This is a genomic window from Bradyrhizobium sp. BRP20, from assembly GCF_020194215.1.
Classification (GTDB): Bacteria; Pseudomonadota; Alphaproteobacteria; order Rhizobiales; family Xanthobacteraceae; genus Bradyrhizobium; species Bradyrhizobium yuanmingense.
In genome coordinates this window covers 616,917-634,930 of the sequence record NZ_JADYVY010000001.1, presented here as the reverse complement: position 1 = coordinate 634,930, position 18,014 = coordinate 616,917, and the positions used below count along the sequence as shown (strand labels likewise).

15 protein-coding genes are annotated in these 18,014 nt (G+C 63.8%); 13 read left to right on the top strand and 2 right to left on the bottom strand.

Annotation, left to right across the window (positions count from 1 at the left end; all coding sequences use genetic code 11):
• Positions 1-44 precede the first annotated feature (44 nt).
• On the bottom strand, positions 45-2,141 hold the full coding sequence (locus tag I6F33_RS03035; protein WP_225141034.1) for a 3-hydroxyacyl-CoA dehydrogenase NAD-binding domain-containing protein: 2,097 nt from the start codon (positions 2,139-2,141) through the stop codon (positions 45-47).
• A 130-nt stretch (positions 2,142-2,271) separates the two neighbouring features.
• Here I6F33_RS03035 and I6F33_RS03030 point away from each other — a divergent pair, with 130 nt between their 5' ends.
• The 10 genes from I6F33_RS03030 to I6F33_RS02985 all read left to right on the top strand — a co-directional run bounded on the left by I6F33_RS03030 (position 2,272) and on the right by I6F33_RS02985 (position 13,594).
• A complete protein-coding gene (locus tag I6F33_RS03030; RefSeq protein ID WP_035997958.1) occupies positions 2,272-3,138 on the top strand; it encodes an IclR family transcriptional regulator in 867 nt (288 codons plus the stop codon).
• Positions 3,139-3,204: 66 nt separating this feature from the next.
• Complete coding sequence (locus I6F33_RS03025; RefSeq protein ID WP_225141032.1) at positions 3,205-4,002, top strand: ABC transporter ATP-binding protein; 798 nt, start codon at positions 3,205-3,207, stop codon at positions 4,000-4,002.
• On the top strand, positions 3,999-4,712 hold the full coding sequence (locus I6F33_RS03020) for an ABC transporter ATP-binding protein (RefSeq protein WP_035997952.1): 714 nt from the start codon (positions 3,999-4,001) through the stop codon (positions 4,710-4,712). Before I6F33_RS03025 ends, I6F33_RS03020 begins: the two co-directional genes overlap by 4 nt.
• A gap of 13 nt (positions 4,713-4,725) precedes the next feature.
• Positions 4,726-5,604 carry a branched-chain amino acid ABC transporter permease gene (locus I6F33_RS03015; RefSeq protein ID WP_035997949.1) on the top strand — a complete coding sequence of 293 codons (879 nt, stop codon included), beginning with the start codon at positions 4,726-4,728 and terminating at the stop codon, positions 5,602-5,604.
• A 2-nt stretch (positions 5,605-5,606) separates the two neighbouring features.
• Positions 5,607-6,626, top strand: coding sequence for a branched-chain amino acid ABC transporter permease (locus I6F33_RS03010; protein WP_036021517.1), 1,020 nt, complete (start codon positions 5,607-5,609; stop codon positions 6,624-6,626).
• A gap of 30 nt (positions 6,627-6,656) precedes the next feature.
• Positions 6,657-7,892 (top strand): ABC transporter substrate-binding protein, encoded by a 1,236-nt coding sequence (locus tag I6F33_RS03005; protein WP_109142408.1) that lies wholly within the window; start codon positions 6,657-6,659, stop codon positions 7,890-7,892.
• A 116-nt stretch (positions 7,893-8,008) separates the two neighbouring features.
• The gene (locus I6F33_RS03000) at positions 8,009-9,235 is read left to right on the top strand and encodes an ABC transporter substrate-binding protein (RefSeq protein WP_109142407.1); all 1,227 of its coding nucleotides are present in this window, start codon (positions 8,009-8,011) and stop codon (positions 9,233-9,235) included.
• Between the two features lie 248 nt (positions 9,236-9,483).
• The gene (locus I6F33_RS02995; protein WP_035997935.1) at positions 9,484-10,713 is read left to right on the top strand and encodes an ABC transporter substrate-binding protein; all 1,230 of its coding nucleotides are present in this window, start codon (positions 9,484-9,486) and stop codon (positions 10,711-10,713) included.
• Between the two features lie 178 nt (positions 10,714-10,891).
• On the top strand, positions 10,892-12,121 hold the full coding sequence (locus I6F33_RS02990; RefSeq protein ID WP_035997932.1) for an ABC transporter substrate-binding protein: 1,230 nt from the start codon (positions 10,892-10,894) through the stop codon (positions 12,119-12,121).
• Positions 12,122-12,310: 189 nt separating this feature from the next.
• Positions 12,311-13,594, top strand: coding sequence for a glycerate kinase (locus I6F33_RS02985; protein WP_225141030.1), 1,284 nt, complete (start codon positions 12,311-12,313; stop codon positions 13,592-13,594).
• A 31-nt stretch (positions 13,595-13,625) separates the two neighbouring features.
• Here the strand turns inward: I6F33_RS02985 and I6F33_RS02980 are convergent, their stop codons facing one another.
• Entirely contained in the window at positions 13,626-14,147 is a 522-nt protein-coding gene (locus I6F33_RS02980; protein ID WP_035997926.1) for a MarR family winged helix-turn-helix transcriptional regulator, read from the bottom strand.
• 173 nt (positions 14,148-14,320) lie between these two features.
• On the opposite strand from I6F33_RS02980, the gene I6F33_RS02975 reads away from it, so the two are divergent.
• From I6F33_RS02975 to I6F33_RS02965, 3 genes are read left to right on the top strand one after another with little or no spacing between them, the layout of a single operon-like run.
• Positions 14,321-15,361 (top strand): branched-chain amino acid ABC transporter permease, encoded by a 1,041-nt coding sequence (locus tag I6F33_RS02975; protein WP_225111654.1) that lies wholly within the window; start codon positions 14,321-14,323, stop codon positions 15,359-15,361.
• 5 nt (positions 15,362-15,366) lie between these two features.
• Positions 15,367-17,136, top strand: coding sequence for an ATP-binding cassette domain-containing protein (locus I6F33_RS02970; RefSeq protein WP_128264314.1), 1,770 nt, complete (start codon positions 15,367-15,369; stop codon positions 17,134-17,136).
• Positions 17,133-17,864 (top strand): ABC transporter ATP-binding protein, encoded by a 732-nt coding sequence (locus tag I6F33_RS02965; protein ID WP_225141028.1) that lies wholly within the window; start codon positions 17,133-17,135, stop codon positions 17,862-17,864. Before I6F33_RS02970 ends, I6F33_RS02965 begins: the two co-directional genes overlap by 4 nt.
• Positions 17,865-18,014 lie beyond the last annotated feature (150 nt).

Sequence of the window (18,014 nt, the reverse complement as noted above, 5' to 3'; positions counted from 1 at the left end):
TTGCGGCGCATCCCGGAATGACGAAGGTTGGGACGAAGCCCCGATCACGCTGCTTTCGACTCCGCAGCCAGCGAGGCGAACGTCTTGCCCTCCGCGGCGAGCTTCTTCAGCAGCGGGGCGGGCTCGAGGCTCGGATCGTTGGTCTCCTTAGCGTAGAAGGCCAGACGATCGGCGATGTGCTTGAGGCCGACGCTGTCGGCCCAGAACATCGGGCCGCCACGGTAGATCGGCCAGCCATAGCCGTAGAGCCAGACCACGTCGATGTCGCTGGGACGCGCGGCGATACCCTCTTCCAGGATCTTCGCGCCCTCGTTGATCATCGGATACATCATGCGCTCGAGGATCTCCTCGTCGCTGACGATGCGCTTCTTGCGGCCGAGACGCAGCAAGGTCTCGTCAATCAGCTTCTCGACATCAGGGTCGGGCAGCGGCGCACGAGAACCCTGCTCGTACTTGTAATAGCCCTTGCCGGTCTTCTGGCCGAAGCGGCCGGCCTCGCACAGCGCGTCCGCGATCTCCGACTTGATGCCGCGATCTTTCCGCGAGCGCCAGCCGATATCGAGGCCGGCGAGATCGCTCATCGCGAACGGCCCCATCGGCATGCCGAACTTGGTGACGACGGCATCGACCTGCTGCGGCAGCGCGCCCTCGAACAGCAGCTTTTCCGACTGCTTGCCGCGCTGGGCCAGCATGCGGTTGCCGACGAAGCCATCGCAGACGCCGACCACGGCCGGCACCTTCGCGATTTTTCGCGCGATGGTCACCGCAGTCACCAGCGCATCCGGCGCGGTCTTGTCGGCGCGCACGATCTCGCACAGCTTCATGACGTTCGCCGGCGAGAAGAAGTGCATGCCGAGCACGTCCTGCGGACGCTTGGTCGACTTCGCGATCTCGTCGATATTGAGATACGAGGTGTTGGAGGCGAGCACGGCGCCCGGCTTGGCGTACTGGTCGAGCTTGCCGAACACCTCCTTCTTGACCGCCATGGTCTCGAACACGGCCTCGATGACGAGATCGGCATCGCCGACATTCTCGATGCCGACGACGCCGTTGATCAGCGCCATGCGCTTGGCGGGCGCATCGGCCGGGATGCCGCCGCGCGCGGCGGTCGCTTCCCAGTTCTTCTGCATCACGCCCATGCCGCGCTTGAGCTGCTCCTCGCCGGTCTCGATCAGGGTGACGGGAATGCCGGCATTGGCGAAGGACATCGCGATGCCGCCGCCCATGGTGCCGGCGCCGAGAATGGCGACGCGGTTCACCGGCCGCGGCTTGGTGCCTTCAGGAACGCCGGCGATCTTGTTGGCCTCGCGCTCGGCGAAGAAGGCGTAGCGCTGCGCCTTGGACTGGTCGCTGGCGACGAGCTTGAGGAAGCCCTCGCGCTCCTTCTTCAGGCCTTCGTCGAACGGCAGGTCGATGGCGTAGCCGACGGCATCGGCGGCGGCGAACGGCGCCTCGAGGCCGCGCGACTTCTTGGTCATGGCGGCGACCGCATTGGTAAAGATCGAGCGGTCGGCCTTGGCGGCTGCGAGCTTGGAATCGTCGTCGCGCAGGCGGCGCAGCGGGCGCTTCTCCGCGAGCAGCTTGCGCACGAAGGCCTCGCCGCCGGAGGCCGGGCCCTCGACGATCTCCTCGATCAGGCCGTTCTTCAGCGCCTCCGCCGCCCCGATCGGGTCGCCGCCGACGATCATCTTGACCGCAAGCTCCGGGCCCACCGCACGGGGCAGGCGCTGGGTGCCACCGGCGCCGGGCAGAAGTCCGAGCTTCACCTCGGGCAGGCCGAGCTTGGCCTCTTTCACCGCGACGCGGAAATGGCAGGCCAGCGCGACCTCGAGGCCGCCGCCGAGCGCGGTGCCGTGGATCGCGGCAACGACCGGCTTGGGAGAGTTTTCGATCTCGGACAGCACGTCGTTGAGCGCGGGCGGCTTCGGCGGCTTGCCGAACTCGGTGATGTCGGCACCGGCAATGAAGGTGCGACCGGCGCAGGTCAGCACGATGCCCTTGATGGCGGGATCGGCGATTGCGGCTTTGATGCACTCGAGGATGCCGCCGCGGACTGCGGCACTCAGCGCATTGACCGGCGGGCTGTTGACCGTGACGATCCCGACTTCATCATGACGCTCAAGCTTGACCACTTCGCTCACGGTGTCCCTCCTTGGTGGGGATTTACTTTTATTCGATTTCGCATTGCGGAATTTAATTCCGCATCTTGACGGCAGGGTTATTTTGAAGCACGGACGTTGTCAACGACTCCGCGCAAGAAGCAGATCAGGGATGAAGCGTACAGGAAAGAAGACCGCGACCGATCGGAATTTCGTCGTCGCGCTTTCCCGCGGACTGGAAGTATTGCGCGCGTTCCAACCCAATGACGGCCTGCTGGGCAATCAGGAGATTGCGTCCCGCACCAATCTGCCCAAGCCCACCGTGTCGCGGCTGACCTACACGCTGACCAAGCTTGGCTATCTGACGCCGGTTCCTCGCTTCGAGAAGTACCAGCTCGCCCCGGCAGCGATGTCGCTCGGCTACGCGGCGCTGGCCAATCTGGGCGTTCGGCATTTGTCCGAGCCGTTCCGCGAAGAGGTGATGCGCGCGACCGGCGGCGCCGTCGCCGTCGGCGGCCGTGACCGCCACAGCATGATCTATTTCGGGCAGAGCCGCGGCAGCGAGACCGTCGGTGTTCAACTTGACGTCGGCTCGCGCGTGCCGATTGCAACCAGTGCGATGGGCCGCGCCTATTTCTGGGCACTCGATGACGAAGGTCGCGCCGAAGTGTCGCGCATCCTGCGCGAACATTACGGCAGCCGCTGGCCGAAGATGCGCGAGGGCTTGGAACGTTCCGGCGAGACGGTCGCGAAATACGGCTTTGCGATTTCGGTCGGCGATTGGCACGACGACATCGGCGCCGCCGGCGTCGCGCTCAAGCTCAACGACGGAACCGGGCCTTACGCATTCAATTGCGGCGCGCCCGCATTCCGTTTCACGGAAGAGCGTTTGATCAACGACATTGGACCGCGTCTCTTAGCGATGGTAAGGAACATCGAGGCGGCGCTCGGGGGTCTGATGCCGCATTCAAAAAAAGACATCAGCAAAAAGCTGAAATCAGGAGGAAAAGTTGCGCGTGTGGCCGAGGGATTCAGATAGCCTTTGTCATCATCGGGAGCGGCTCGCATCGCCCCATCGCTCACTGAACGACGTGAGCGAGACGAGATGACGCAGGCACAGCTCGCGCAGGGTAGATCGCCCCTGCTCGCGGTTCGCGACGTCAGCGTCGTGTTCGGCGGCATCGTCGCGCTCAACGGCGTGTCCTTCGACATGCACAAGGGAGCCATCCTCGGATTGATCGGCCCGAACGGCGCCGGCAAGACCACGCTCTTCAACTGCCTGTCGCGGCTGTACCAGCCGTCGTCCGGCGACATCTTGATGGACGGCGTGAGCATCCTGACGCGGCCGCCGCACCGGATCGCCGAGATCGGCATCGGCCGCACCTTCCAGAACGTGGCGCTGTTTCCCAACCTTTCGGTGATGGACAACGTCCGCGTCGGCGCCCATTCGAAGACCTCGAGCGACATTATCAGCGACTCCCTGAAGCTTGCCTGGGTCCGGCGCAGCGAGACCAACATCAACAAGAAGGTGCACGAGATCCTTGCTTACCTCGACCTCGAGGACGTCGCCCACACCGTCGTGTCCGGCCTACCGTTCGGTACGCAGAAGCGGGTCGAGCTGGCGCGTGCGCTGGCGGCCGATCCGAAGATCCTGCTGCTCGACGAACCCGCCGGCGGCCTCAACCACGAGGAAGTTCATGTGCTCGGCGATCTCATCCGCAAAATCCGCGACGAGCGCCATATGACCGTGCTCCTGGTCGAGCATCACATGGGCCTCGTGATGTCGATCGCCGACCATGTCGTCGCGCTGAATTTCGGCAAGAAGCTCGCGGAAGGCACGCCCGCCCAGGTGCAGGCGGACCCGGACGTCATCAAGGCCTATCTCGGGAGCAAGGATCAATGACGCCACTGCTCAACGTCAAGGACCTGCGCGCTTATTACGGCCAGGTCCAGGCGCTCCATGGCCTTTCCTTCTCGCTCAACGAGGGCTCGCTCGTGACGCTGCTGGGCGCCAACGGCGCCGGCAAGACCACCACACTGCGCGCGATCTGCAACATGGTGCGCTCCACCGGCGGCGTCGAGTTCGAAGGCAAGCCGCTGAACAACCGTTCGACCGAGAGCATCGTGCGGTTCGGCATCGCCCACGTGCCGCAGGGCCGCGGCACCTTCACCAACATGACGGTGGAAGAGAACCTCCAGCTCGGGGCCATCACCCGCAAGGACCGCGCCGGCATCGTCTCCGACATCGAGCGCATGTACGCGCATTTCCCGGTGTTGAAGCAGCGCCATACCCAGCAGGCCGGCACACTCTCCGGCGGCGAGCAGCAGATGCTCGCGGTCGCCCGCGCGCTGATGCTGCGGCCGCGGCTGATGCTGCTCGACGAGCCCTCCTTCGGCCTCGCGCCGCTGGTGGTGCGCGACCTGTTCGGCATCCTCGGCAAGATCAACCGCGAGGACAAGGTCTCGATCCTGGTGGTCGAGCAGAACGCCCAGCTCGCGCTCGAGCTCGCCGACCAGGCCTATGTGATCGAGACCGGGCGCATCGTGATGTCGGGCAAGGCCAAGGACATCGCGAACAACGAAGAAATCCGCAAATCCTATCTGGGTTACTGAGGGAGCCGGCACAATGGAGCTGTTCACCAACCAGGTCCTGGCCGGCATCGCCACGGGGGCGATCTATGCCTGCATGGCGCTCGCCGTGGTCATGATCTACCAGGCCATCGACCATCTCAACTTCGCGCAAGGCGAGATGGCGATGTTCTCGACTTTCATCTCATGGCAGCTGATGCAGTGGGGCGTGTCTTATTGGGCTGCCTTCCTGATCACGCTGGCATTTTCTTTCGTTGCCGGCATCGCGATCGAGCGCATCCTATTCAAGCCGCTCGTCAAGGCGCCGGTGCTCACCAACGTCGCCGGCTTCATCGCGCTGTTTGCGATCATCAACTCCTCGGCGGGCCTGATCTGGGACTTCACGATCAAGCAATATCCGACCCCGTTCGGCTCCGCACCGTTCCTCGGCAGCCAGCTGATCTCGACGCACCAGGCCGGCATGATCGGCGTCACCGTGGCGCTGCTGCTCGCGCTCTATTTCTTCTTCCAGTACACGCGCATCGGCCTTGCGATGCGAGCCGCAGCGTCGGTGCCCGAATCGGCCCGCCTCGTGGGCATCAACACGAGCTGGATGATCGCGCTCGGCTGGGGCATGGCGACCGCGATCGGCTCGATCGCCGGCATGCTGATCGCGCCTGTCGTATTCCTCGAGCCGAACATGATGGGCGGCGTGCTGATCTACGGCTTCGCCGCGGCGGTGCTCGGCGGGCTGTCGAGCCCGTTCGGCGCCGTGGTCGGCGGCTTCCTGGTCGGCGTGTTCGAGAACCTCGCCGGTACCTACATCCCCGGCGTCGGCAATGAGCTGAAACTCCCGATCGCGCTCGCGCTGATCATCTCCGTCCTGGTCGTCAAACCCGCTGGTCTGTTCGGCCGGCATATCGTCAAGCGAGTTTGATCATGAGCGCAGCAGAAGAAGTCGTCGCCGAGGGCCACGAGGCGGTCGAGGCGGTTCCGAAGCGGGCCATGACGCTGGGCACCGGCACGTCGCTGGTGGTGCTGGCCGCGCTGTTGATCGTGCCGATGTTCGTCAAGAACTTCATCATCTTCCAGATGACGATGCTCCTGATCTACGGGCTCGCGGTGCTGGCGCTGAACATCCTGACCGGCGGAAGCGGCCAGTTCTCGCTCGGCCAGAGCGCGTTCTACGCCGTCGGCGCCTATGTGTCTGCGGTGCTGATGGAACATGCCAACGTCAACTACGCGCTGACCATTCCGATCTCCGCCGTGATTTGCTTCGGATTCGGTTACCTGTTCGGCAAGCCGGCGCTGCGGCTATCGGGCATCTATCTCGCGCTCGCGACCTTTGCGCTCGCGACCGCGATGCCGCAGTTGCTCAAGCTGAACTTCCTCGAGCACTGGACCGGCGGCGTGCAGGGCCTCGTCGTCACCAAGCCAGACGCACCGTTCGGCTTGCCGATGTCGCAGGACATGTGGCTGTACTACTTCACGCTTGCCGTGACGGTCGCGATCTACATCTTCTCGGTGAACCTGTTGCGCTCCCGCTCGGGCCGCGCCTTCATGGCGATCCGCGACAACGAGATCGCGGCCTCCTCCATGGGCGTCAACGTCGCGCTGTACAAGACGCTGGCCTTCGGCGTATCCGCCGGCATCACCGGCGTTGCCGGCTCGCTCGGCGCCATCGCGGTGCAGTTCGTCGCGCCCGACAGCTACACCATCACGCTCGCGATCTCGCTGTTCCTCGGCATGGTGGTCGGCGGCGTCGGCTGGCTGCCCGGCTCGTTCGTCGGCGCGGCCTTCATCATCTTCGTGCCGAACATGGCGGAGAGCATCTCCAAGGGCCTCTCCGGCGCAGTGTTCGGCGTGCTGCTGTTCCTCGTCATCTACCTCGTGCCGCATGGCGCAAGGCAGGTCGCGATCCTGGGCCAGCAACTCGTCGGCAAGCTCAGGAAGAACTGAAGACCCGTTGAATTAACCAAGGAGACCGAATTGTATTTTGGAAGAACACTGCGAGCCGCCGCGCTGATCACGGCAACGGCGGCCATCACTCTCACCTCCGGCGCTGCACTCGCCCAAAAGAAATACGACACCGGCGCGTCCGATACCGAGATCAAGATCGGCAACATCATGCCGTACAGCGGTCCGGCGTCGGCCTATGGCATCATCGGCAAGACCGAAGAAGCCTATTTCAAGATGATCAACGACAAGGGCGGCATCAACGGCCGCAAGATCAACTTCGTCACCTATGACGACGGCTATTCGCCGCCGAAGGCTGTCGAGCAGGTTCGCAAGCTGGTCGAGAGCGACGAGGTGCTGGTCGTTTTTAACCCGCTCGGCACGCCCTCGAACAGTGCGATCCAGAAGTATCTCAACTCCAAGAAGATCCCGCAGCTCTTCGTCGCGACCGGCGCCACCAAGTGGAACGACCCGAAGAACTTCCCCTGGACCATGGGCTGGCAGCCCTCCTACCAGAGCGAAGCGCAGATCTACGCGAAATGGCTGATGAAGGAGAAGCCGGACGCCAAGATCGCAATCCTCTACCAGAACGACGATTTCGGCAAAGACTACCTCAAGGGCACCAAGGACGGCCTCGGCGCCAAGGCCTCGTCCATGATCGTCATGGAGGAGAGCTACGAGGTCTCCGAGCCGTCGATCGACGGCCATATCGTCAAGATCAAGGCCGCCAATCCCGACGTGCTCCTGATCTACACCACGCCGAAGTTCGCGGCCCAGACCATCAAGAAGACCGCCGAGCTCAGCTGGAAGCCGCTCCAGATCCTCACCAACGTGTCGATCTCGGTCGGTAGCGTGATGAAGCCGGCCGGCTTCGAGAACGCGCAGGGCGTGCTGTCGGCCGCCTACGCCAAGGACTCCACGGATCCGCAATGGGCCAACGACCCCGGCATGAAGAAGTGGAACGAGTTCGTCGACAAGTACATGCCGGGTGCCGACAAGTCGGACACCAGCATGGTTTATGGCTATGGCGCCGCCTCGACGCTGGCCAAGGTGCTGGAGATGTGCGGTGACGATCTCACCCGCGCCAACATCATGAAGCAGGCTGCCTCGTTGAAGGACTTTGCTCCGGATACGCTGCTGCCCGGTGTCAGGATCAACACCAGCGCCACCGACTTCGCTCCGATCGCGCAGCTGCAGATGATGCGCTTCAAGGGCGAGAAGTGGGAACTATTCGGCGAGATCATCAGCGGTGACGTCGCCTCCGAGTGACGCGTGACGCGATGATCGAGGACGAGGAGCCCCCGCGGACAGTCGCGGGGGCTTTTTGTTGACGACAGGCGCCAATCTTGTTCAATGCGATCGATCCATCCCGGGGTAGGAGAGCAATGGCCGCCGTTCGTTCCCAGGTTGCGACGCTCTGGGCCGCGCTTGCCTTGTGCACTGCAATGAGCGGCGAGGCGCTGGCGCAGAAGAAATACGACAGCGGCGCGTCCGATACCGAGATCAAGATCGGTAACATCATGCCCTACAGCGGTCCGGCCTCCGGCTATGCTGCGATCGGCAGGACCGAGGAAGCCTACTTCAACAAGATCAATGCCGAGGGCGGCATCAACGGCCGCAAGATCAGATTCATCTCCTATGACGACGGCTATTCGCCGCCGAAGACGGTGGAACAGGCGCGAAAACTGGTCGAGAGCGACAACGTGCTGCTGATCTTCGGCTCGCTCGGCACCTCCACCAACAGCGCCATCCGCAAGTACATGAACGAGAAGAAGGTGCCGCAATTGTTCGTGGCGAGCGGCGCCTCGAAATGGAACGACCCCAAGCAATATCCCTGGACCATGGGCTGGCAGCCGAGCTACGTCAGCGAGGCCCGGATCTATGCCAAATACATCATGAAGGAGAAGCCAAACGGAAAGATCGGCGTGCTCTACCAGAACGACGATTTCGGCAAGGACTATCTAAACGGGTTGAAGGAGGGCCTCGGCGCCAAGGCTTCGATGATCGTGCGGGAGGAAGCCTACGACACGTCCGAGCCCGCAATCGACGAGCGAGTCGTGAAGCTGAAGGCGGCCGGCGCCGATATCTTCATCAGCCTCACCAACCAGAAATTCGCCGCGCAGGGAATCAAGAAAGCCGCGGAGATCAACTGGCATCCGATGCACATCATCTCCAACGTCTCGGCTTCGGTCAGCGGCGTATTGGAGCCGGCGGGCATTGAAGTCTCGCAAGGCATCCTGTCGGCGACCTACACCAAGGACGGCTCCGACCCGCAGTGGAATGCCGACGACGGCATGAAGAAGTTCTACAGTTTCCTCGCGCAATACGAGCCCAGGGCCAACAAGCTCGATGCCGGCGTCGTGTACGGCTATGCCGCCGCACAGACCATCGTGAAGGTGCTGCAGATGTGCGGCGACGATCTCACCCGCGAGAACGTCATGAAGCAGGCCGCCAGCCTGAAGGACTTCGCACCCGACACGCTGCTGCCAGGCATCAAGATCAACACCGCGCCCGACGATTTCGCCCCGATCGAGCAGCTGCAGATGATGCGCTTCAAGGGCAGGAAATGGGAGCTGTTCGGCGACATCATCTCGAGCGAGATGAGCCACTGAACGACGCAATTCAAAATAGCCGCCTTCTCGTAAAGCAACTCAAGCGGTGAGTTTGCCCCGCAAAAAGAATCTCACGCGCCGGAATATTCAGCACCGCCTTCGACGAGATCGCCGCCTGCGCGAGGCCCGTGCAGGCGTTCTTCTTGCTGACGGCCGTGGATAGGTATTGAATGCGTGACGGAGCGACGCGCAACGATCGCTCCCAATAAGAACAAACGACACATTCAATCCTGTCCAGGGAGATCAAAATGCCTGCAATGCATGTGCGATTGGGGGCCTTCTCGGCTGCCCTCGTGCTAGCCGCCACGCTGTCCACGACAGCGCTCGCGCAGAAGAAATACGACACCGGCGCATCCGACACGGAGATCAAGATCGGCAACATCATGCCCTATAGCGGTCCCGCGTCCGCCTACGGCGTGATCGGCAAGACCGAAGAGGCCTATTTCCGCAAGATCAACGCAGAAGGCGGCATTAACGGCCGCAAGATCAACTTCATCACCTATGACGACGCCTATTCCCCGCCGAAGACCGTGGAGCAGGCGCGCAAGCTGGTCGAGAGCGACGAGGTGCTGCTGATCTTCAACTCGCTCGGCACCCCGCCGAACTCGGCGATCCAGAAGTACATGAACCAGAAGAAGGTTCCGCAGCTGTTCGTCGCCACCGGCGCCACGAAGTGGAACGACCCGCAGACCTTCCCGTGGACGATGGGCTGGCAACCCAACTACCAGATCGAGTCGATCATCTACGCCAAGTACATCCTGAAGAACCATCCGAACGCCAAGATCGCCGTGCTCTACCAGAACGACGATTACGGCAAGGACTATCTGAAGGGGTTCAAGGACGGGCTCGGAGCCAAGGCCGCCTCGATGATCGTCATCGAGGACAGCTACGAAGTCTCCGAGCCGACCATCGACTCCCACATCGTCAAGATGAAGTCGACCAACGCCGACGTGTTCTTCAACATCACGACGCCGAAATTCGCGGCACAGGCGATCAAGAAGAACGCCGAGATCGGCTGGAAGCCGCTGCACTTCCTCAACAACGTCTCGGCCTCGATCGGCAGCGTAATCAAGCCGGCCGGATTCGAGAACGCGCAGGACATCATCTCGTCGCAATATTTCAAGGATCCGACCGACGCGCAGTGGAAAAACGACAAGGCGATGATCGCCTGGAACGAATTCCTGGATAAGTACTATCCGGAAGCGAACCGCGCCGATGCCTCGGTGATGTACGGCTACATAGTCGCCCAAGGCCTCGTTCACGTGCTCAAGGCCTGCGGCGACAATCTGACCCGCGAAAACATCATGAAGCAGGCCGCCAACATCAAGGACTTCGAGCCGGCGGGCCTGTTGCCAGGCATCAAGGTCAACACCTCGGCCACCGACTTCGCGCCGCTGTCGCAGCTGCAACTGATCCGGTTCAAGGGCGAGCATTGGGTGCCATTTGGCGAGGTGCTGAGCGGCGACGTCGGCGGCTGACCATTAACCACTTGCTCAAGATGTAGCCAAATCGACTAAAGACGCAGCCCCTGCGGCCATGCCGCAGGGGCTTTTCCTTGAAGCGTTCAGGCAAATCGTATTGAATTGCGGCCGCGTCGCGAAGAAAAACGAGACAAGAAAAGGGACGCACACACAAAGAAAAAACAGGGAGATTGGAATGCCTGCTGTCACCGGCAAGCTTGCGGCCGCATCATTGGCGCTCGCGCTCATCGCGGCCTCGGCCTCAACCGCAACGGCCCAAAAAAAATACGATACCGGTGCGACCGACACCGAGATCAAGATCGGCAACATCATGCCCTACAGCGGACCGGCCTCCGCCTACGGCATCATAGGTCGCACCGAAGCCGCCTATTTCAAGAAGATCAACGAAGAGGGCGGCATCAACGGCCGCAAGATCAATTTCGTCTCCTACGACGACGCCTACTCGCCGCCGAAGACGGTGGAGCAGGCGCGCAAGCTGGTCGAGAGCGACGAGGTGCTGCTCGTCTTCAACTCGCTCGGCACGCCGCCGAACTCCGCGATCCAGAAATACATGAACTCGAAGAAGGTGCCGCAGCTGTTCGTCGCCACCGGCGCTACCAAGTGGAACGATCCGCAGAACTTCCCGTGGACCATGGGCTGGCAACCCAACTACCAGAGCGAGACGCAGATCTACGCGAAATACATCCTCAAGGCCATGCCGAACGCCAAGATCGGCGTGCTCTACCAGAACGACGATTACGGCAAGGATTACCTGAAGGGCCTTAAGGACGGCTTGGGGGCCAAGGCCGCGAGCATGATCGTGCTGGAGGAAAGCTACGAGACGTCGGAGCCGACCATCGACAACCACATCGTCAAGCTGAAAGCCACCGGCGCCGACGTCTTCATCAACATCACCACGCCGAAGTTCGCGGCGCAGGCGATCAAGAAGATCTCCGAGATCGGCTGGAAGCCGACCCACTTCCTCAACAACGTCTCGGCCTCGGTCGGCAGCGTGATCAAGCCCGCCGGCTTCGAGAATTCGCAGGACATCATCTCGGCCGCCTATCTGAAGGACGTCTCCGATCCGCAGTGGAAGGACGACGCCGGCATGAAGGCGTTCCTGGAGTTCATGACGAAGTACTTCCCCGAGGGCGACAAGCTCGACGGCGGCACCATCGTCGGCTACGGCGTCGCGCAGACGCTGGTCGAAGTGCTGAAGAAATGCGGCGACAATCTCACGCGCGAGAACGTCATGAAGCAGGCGGCGAGCCTGAAGGACTTCCGCACCGAAGTGCTGCTGCCCGGCATCAAGATCAGTACCGGGCCGAACGACTTCGCACCGATCAGCTCGCTGCAGCTGATGAAGTTCAAGGGCGACAAGTGGGACCTGTTCGGCGAGGTGATCAGCGCCGACGCCGGCGGCTAGAAGCTTCAAAGCCCGGACGACGAGCCCCCTGCGCTGATCGCGCAGGGGGCTTTTGCTTGTGTGCCAATTATGATCACGCGATTGCACAATCGAATGACGGCGAAGGCGCTTACGCTTTGGCACACGATGCGGTAGGCAGATGGCGGCGACCTCGTCGCCGCCAGTCCAGTCTGCGCAAGGCCATCGTCCATGACCGACCGACGTCCCCTGCTCCGCGCGCTCTACGACACTGCCGTTGCTGCCGCCCATCCGAGCGTGGTGCTGGCCCCTCACCTGCGGCCTGCGCCCAGAGGGCGCGTGATCTGCCTTGCGGCCGGCAAGGGCGCCGGCGCAATGGCCGCAGCCGCGGAGCGGCATTATCTCGATGCGCTGGGATTGGCGCCGGAGCGCCTTGTCGGCATCGCCACCACGCGCCACGGCTACGGCGTGCCGACGCGCAGCATTCGCGTGGTCGAGGCCGGTCATCCCGTGCCTGACGAAGCGGGCCTGAAGGGCGCGGCCGACACGCTCGCACTCGCGGGCGAGGCCGGGCCGGACGATCTCCTGCTGGTGCTGCTCACCGGCGGCGGCTCGGCCAACTGGATCGCGCCGGTGGACGGCATCAGCTTCGCGCAGAAGCAGGCGGTCAACAAGGCGCTGCTGCGCTCGGGCGCGCCGATCGGCGAGATGAACGTCGTGCGCAAGCACCTGTCGCGGATCAAGGGCGGCCGCCTCGCCCGCGCTGGCAGCAACGCCGCGGAGATCGTGACGCTCGCGATCTCCGACGTGCCGCATGACGATCCGTCCGCGATCGCCTCCGGCCCCACCGTGCCCGATCCGACCACGCTGGCGGATGCGCGCGCGATCGTGGCGAAATACAGGCTCGACATCGACGATGCGGTGCGGCGCGCGCTCGACGATCCCAACAACGAGAGCTGTAAGCCGGGCGACGCCGCCTTTGCGCACGCGTCGTTCGAGCTGATCGCGCGGCCCAAGCAGTCGCTGGACGCTGCGGTCAAGCTCGCGCGCGAGGCCGGCTACGAGACCATCGATCTCGGCGCCGATCTCGAAGGCGAGGCGCGCGAGGTCGCCGCCGATCACGCCAGGCTGGCGCTTCAGGCACGCAGCCAGGGCAAGCGCGTCGCGATTCTCTCCGGCGGCGAGCTCACGGTCACCGTGCGCGGCAACGGGCGCGGCGGGCCGAACCAGGAATACGCGCTGGCCCTGGCCTCGCTCTTGAAGGACACTTCCGGCATCGCGGCGCTGGCCGGCGACACCGACGGCGCCGATGGCGGCGCCGGCCACCCGACCGACCCCGCCGGCGCGCTGATCGATGCGGCGACGTTCGCGAAGATGAAGGCGCTGGGGCTCGAGCCGCAGGCCTATCTCGCCAACAACGACGCCACCACGTTTTTCGAGGCGACCGGCGACCTGCTACAGCCTGGACCGACGCTGACCAACGTGAACGACATCAGGGTGATTTTGGTGGATTGACGTTCGCTTACCCTCCCCTAGAGGGTAAGAGTCAAAACTCGTTGGCGATCTTCGCGAGCATCTCGATCAGGGCTTCGCGGTTGGCCTGGCCGAGCAGATCGTTCAGCCGGGCCTCGTGCTTGGTGGCGACGAGCTTCTTGGCGCGCGCCAGCACGGCCTTGCCCTTGTCGGTCAAGACCAGGATGTGCGAGCGCCGGTCGTTGGTGGAGCGGATCCGCGCACAGAGGTCGCGGCTCTCCAGATTGTCGAGCATGGCTACGAAGTTCGGCCTGAGGATGCCGAGCGTGGAGGCGATCTCGGTCTGGTTACGGCCGGGGTTTTTCTCGACCAGGAGCAGCACCGAGAACTGCGCCGGCGTCAGCTGGAGCGAGGCCATGCAGCGCAGAAAATTCTCGAACACCTTGAGCTGCGCACGTTTCAGGACATAGCCGAGCTGCTCGGAAAGCTCGCCGAGCTGGAGGGCCTCCGCCTGCGGCTCGCCTGCCTCCTTGCGGCCCTTGGCCGCGTCGGCCGGCTTGTCGGAGGACTTTTCAGCGGTTTTGGAAACGGTCATCGCCTCGTGCTCGTAATCCCGCTAAATTCCGGGGCGGGTCGTTCCCACCCTTGAAGTTATATTTGATAATTGTTATGGACCATACCAAATATCGCCTGCGTTTTTCAATGGCTGTGAGCGGACCGTCCACCGCAATCGAGGGGACCGGTCCGGATTAGGGGGAGCGTCCGGTCTTGAATACCACCATCATGCTGTTCCTGGTGCAGGACGGCATCACCAATGGCGCGATCTATGCGCTGCTCGGCCTGGCGCTGGTGCTGGTGTTCGCCGTCACCCGCGTCATCCTCATTCCCCAGGGCGAATTCGTCACCTACGGCGCGCTGACCTATGCCTCGCTGGCCGCCGGCCAGATGCCGGGCACGGCAAAGCTGGCGCTGGCGCTCGGCATCGGCGCCTTCGTCTTCGACCTGTTCGTAGCGCGCAAGGCGCTGCACGGGCGGCTGGTCGTCCGCAGCTTCATCGCCAACGTCGTGCTGCCCGCGATCGTGTTGGCGCTGACCCTGTCCCTCGCCGCGCAGAAGGCGCCGGTCGCGGTCTGCATCGCGCTGTCGCTGGTGATCGTGGCGATGATCGGCCTCTATCTCTACCGCATCGCCTTCCAGCCGCTGGCGCACACTTCGGTGCTGGTGCTGCTGATCGCCTCGGTCGGCGTCCACCTCGCGCTGCAGGGCCTCGGCCTGTTGTTCTTCGGCGCCGAAGGCCAGCGCGGGCCTGCCGTGCTGTCCGGCGCCTTCACCGCCGGCGCATTGCGCTTCACCGGCCAGAGCATCACCGTCTATGCCATCACCATCGCCTTCATCGTCGCCCTCTGGCTGTTCTTCGGCCTGACGCTCTACGGCAAGGCGCTGCGCGCGACCGCGGTCAACCGGCTTGGGGCGCGGCTTGCCGGCATCCGCACCACGCTGTCGGGCCAGATCGCCTTCCTGCTAGCTTCCGTGATCGGCGCACTCTCCGGCATCCTGATCGTGCCGATCACGACGCTCTACTACGACTCCGGCTTCCTGATCGGGCTGAAGGGCTTCGTTGCCGCGATCATCGGCGGCCTCGTCAGCTATCCCCTCACCGCCGTCGCGGCGCTGGTGGTCGGCATCGTCGAGGCGTTCTCGTCCTTCTATGCCTCCAACTACAAGGAGGTGATCGTCTTCATGCTGCTGATCCCCGTGCTGCTGCTGCGCTCGCTCGCCGCGCCCGCGGTCGAGGAAGAGAAGGACTGAGCCCGATGCAGAGCCGGCTTCCCATCCTCGTCTTTGCGATTCTCATGGCGGCGATCCCGCTCATCCCGGGCGTGCCCCCGTTCTGGATCGTGCTGCTCGACAATATCGGCCTTGCCGCGCTGGTCGCGATGGGCCTCGTGCTGCTGACCGGCGTCGGCGGCCTCACCTCGTTCGGGCAGGCCGCCTTCGTCGGTTTCGGTGCCTACACCACCGCCGTGCTGACGACGGCCTATGGCCTGTCGCCCTGGCTGACGCTGCCGCTGTCGCTCGTGGTCAGCGGCTCGCTCGCGGTGCTGCTGGGGCTAATCACCGTGCGCCTCTCGGGGCATTATCTGCCGCTCGGCACGCTCGCCTGGGGGCTCGGGCTGTTCTACCTGTTCAGCAAGCTGGAGTTTCTCGGACGCAACGACGGCATCTCGGCGATCCCGCCGCTGTCGATCGGTGCCTTCAAGATGCTCTCGCCCGGCTCGATCTATTACGCGATCTGGGTCGCCGTGATCCTCTCGGCCCTGCTGACGATGAACCTCTTGGACTCCCGCACCGGCCGTGCCATCCGCGCGCTGCGCCGCGGCCATGTCGCCGCCGAAGCGTTCGGCGTCCACACGCCGCGGGCAAAGCTGCTGGTGTTCATCCACGCCGCGGTGCTCGCCGGCCTGTCCGGGTGGCTCTACGCCCATCTCCAGCGCGCCGTGAACCCGACGCCGTTCGGCGCGCATATGGGCATCGAATATCTCTTCATCGCAGTGGTCGGCGGCGCCGGCTATGTCTGGGGCGGCGTGCTGGGCGCGGCGATCGTCGTGATCCTGAAAGAGGTGCTGCAGAGCTATCTGCCGCTGATCCTGCCGGGCTCCGGCCAGGTCGAGACCATCGTGTTCGGCATCATGCTGGTGGCGCTGCTGCAGCTTGCGCCCGGCGGCCTCTGGCCCTGGCTGATGTCGTTCTTCCCCGAGCGCACCGACGGCAGGAAGCCGGACACCTCGCTGAAGCTGGAGCATCGCACCCGCGCGCCCGCCGAGACCGGCGTCCTGCTTCAGGTCGAGAAGGCGCGAAAGCAGTTTGGCGGCGTGGTCGCGGTGAACAACGTGTCCTTCGACGTGCAGGCCCGCGAGATCGTCGCGCTGATCGGCCCGAACGGCGCCGGCAAGAGCACGACCTTCAACCTGATCACCGGCGTGCTGTCGGCAACCTCGGGCTCGATCTCGGTGCTCGGCAGGAAGGTCGACAACGCGCCGCCGCAGGAGATCGTCAAGCTCGGTATCAGCAGGACCTTCCAGCACGTCAAGCTCGTCCCCGACATGACCGTGCTGGAGAACGTCGCGATTGGCGCACATTTGCGCGGCCATTCCGGCCCAATCTCCTCGATGCTGCGGCTCGACCGCGCTGACGAGGCCAAGCTGCTCGCCGAGGCCGCCCGCCAGATCGAGCGCGTCGGCCTCGCCGAGCAGATGCACCAGCTGGCAGGCTCGCTCTCGCTCGGCCAGCAGCGCATCGTCGAGATCGCCCGCGCGCTCTGCGTCGATCCGATGCTGCTGCTGCTCGACGAGCCGGCAGCCGGACTGCGCCACATGGAAAAGCAGCGGCTGGCAACACTGCTCCGCGAGCTGCGCGACGGCGGGATGTCCGTCCTTTTGGTCGAGCACGACATGGGCTTCGTGATGAACCTTGCCGACCGCATCGTGGTGCTCGATTTCGGCACCAAGATCGCGGAGGGCACGCCGGCGACGATCAAGACCAATCCCGAAGTGATCAAGGCCTATCTCGGAGTGGCGGCATGAGCACGCTGTTGTCCGTCACCGACGCGCATGTCGCCTATGGCAAGGTCGAGGCAGTGCGTTCGGTCTCGCTCGAGGTCGGAGCCAACGAGATCGTCACCATCGTCGGCGCCAACGGCGCCGGCAAGACCACGCTGCTCTCGGCCATCATGGGCATCCTGCCGCTGAAGGGCCGCGTCGCCTTTGCCGGGCAGGATCTCGCCCGGCTCGACATCGAGGACCGCGTCGCGATGGGGCTCGGTCTCGTTCCCGAGCATCGCGAATTGTTCGTGACCATGAATGTCGAGGACAATCTCGAGCTGGGCGCGTTCCGGATCGAGCGCAGCAAGGCCAAAGCCTCGATGGAGCGGGTCTATGCGCTGTTTCCGCGGCTGAAGGAGCGGCGCAAGCAGCTCGCCGGCACACTCTCCGGCGGCGAGCAGCAGATGCTCGCGATGGGCCGCGCGCTGATGGGCGAGCCGAAGCTCTTGATGCTGGACGAGCCGAGCCTGGGCCTTGCCCCGATCATCGTCACCGACATTTTCCGCATCGTCACCGAGCTCCGCGCCGCCGGCGTCTCCGTGCTGCTGGTCGAGCAGAACGCGCAGGCCGCGCTGAAGATCGCGGACCACGCCTACGTCATGGAGCTCGGCGAGTTCGTGCTCAGCGGCAAGGCCAGCGACATCGCCGCCAACGAACGGGTGGCCGCGAGCTATCTCGGCTTCCAGCACGAAGGCGAGAGTGTGATTTAGCGATTCAGCGCTCTTCTTCCCTCCCCTTGTGGGAGAAGGTGGCGCGAAGCGCCGGATGAGGGGTTCTCTCCGCGCGTGAGACCGTCCGAGAGGACAGAACCCCTCACCCGGCTTCGATGCTTCGCATCGAATCCACCCTCTCCCACAAGG